This window comes from Microcystis sp. LE18-22.4A (assembly GCF_027531105.1).
GTDB lineage: Bacteria > Cyanobacteriota > Cyanobacteriia > Cyanobacteriales > Microcystaceae > Microcystis > Microcystis aeruginosa.
Window position 1 is genome coordinate 1 of record NZ_JAPZRB010000501.1, and the last position, 1,574, is coordinate 1,574.

Below are 1,574 nucleotides of genomic sequence, written 5' to 3' on the forward strand. Positions count from 1 at the left end.
AACTCTAGTTTTCAAGGTGCGTTCATCCTGCGATGACTGGGTTTTTTAAGCGGTTGCTTACCCGGCCCGCTATTCTTAATATCATACATCACATAAAGTCGCCCTAAAAGGGCGAGGCTTTAAACCCAATTTTTCGGTAAAAAATCTTGTGACCTTCGAGCGCGATAATTCCCAAACCACTTCGCGAGTCATTGCCGCTAACTCGCGCTTTGCCGATACTTATTATGCCATTCTAGGACTACATCCGAGTGCTTCGGTGATCGAAGTGCGACGCGCCTATCGGGAACTCAGCAAACGATACCACCCCGATACTACCGAACTCAGCCCCGAAGTGGCAACGGTTAAATTCCAGCGTCTTAACGAAGCTTATGCCACCCTGAGTAATCCCGATCGCCGTTCCCTGTATGATTTACAGATAGGTTACTCGCGCTGGAATGTCATCCAAACTATCCCCGATAGCGATCAACCCATAGCTAATCGTAGCGCCTATCTCGATCCTACCGATCGTCCCCTATCTTCGGGAGAAATTTTTGCTTTGTTTATCTTGGGACTGACCCTGCTGGGCTGCTTGTTACTAGCGGTGATTATTGCTATGCTTCGAGGAGAGAATGCCGTCACTGTAGCCCAATTATTTTTGATTTAGATGCGATGAAGATTCCCACTGCCGATACTCCCCTCTATAATCATCCCTTACCGGCGATCGAAGCATGGCTAGTTAAATTAGGTTGTCGGAAAAATACCGAGAATATCCACTGTTGGATCGTCGAAAAACCAACATGGAAAGCGGAAATCTGCCTCGATATCGAAGAAATCACCGTTCGTTACTTTCGGGCAGCCAATGACGGCAGTGACATCAATCGCGCTTTTAAATACTCCCTTAGTCGCCAAGATATCGAATCGGCGGTTTTTTCCGGTCCCTAATCATCGGTTAAACTTTTAACTATCTAGGGTTTGCTGAATAAATCTAAAAACCTTGTTGGATAAGGTTTTTAGACTTTTTTGACCTCAAAAAGTGCCGACCATTGGAGTGATTGGGGGGAAAATTCCGGGACTTTTTCCCTGAAAATTAGGTAGTTGACCACCTGAAAATCGATAAAACCCCACACCCCACACCCCACACCCCACACCCCACACCCCACACCCCACACCCCACACCCTGCCACCACCGAAAAACTTTTTCAGCAAGCCCTAGATATTCCATAGCCCAGCAGGGATGATCTGTTCTAAGGCATCTGAGATGCAATCTAGGGTGATGCAAATCTTCCTGATCTGCGATCAAAAATTTTTATACTTTTGGCGATCGCATTCTAAAATGTCTTTCGATGTTAAGTGCGATCTGCTAGACTTCGCCCCTCTTCGAGAACGCAGTGCCTCAGCTTCGCGCGTCTCCGACGGCGGCAACGCTGCCCTTGTAGTGGATTGTTTCAGCCCTTGTAGTGGACTGTTTCAGCTAAAATAGGGCAATAGCTCGAACAAGCAGAGGACATCAATCATGGGAAGAGGTCGGCGAGATAAAGTCAATCTAACAGGGGAACAAAGAGAAAACCTCGAACAAATCAGTCGTAATGGCTATG

2 protein-coding genes are annotated in these 1,574 nt (G+C 47.0%); both read left to right on the top strand.

Annotation, left to right across the window (positions count from 1 at the left end):
• Positions 1–148 precede the first annotated feature (148 nt).
• Entirely contained in the window at positions 149–643 is a 495-nt protein-coding gene (locus O9295_RS21595; RefSeq protein ID WP_288035238.1) for a J domain-containing protein, read from the top strand.
• Between the two features lie 5 nt (positions 644–648).
• Positions 649–921, top strand: coding sequence for a DUF3143 domain-containing protein (locus O9295_RS21600; RefSeq protein WP_004163459.1), 273 nt, complete (start codon positions 649–651; stop codon positions 919–921).
• The last annotated feature ends 653 nt before the right edge of the window (positions 922–1,574 follow it).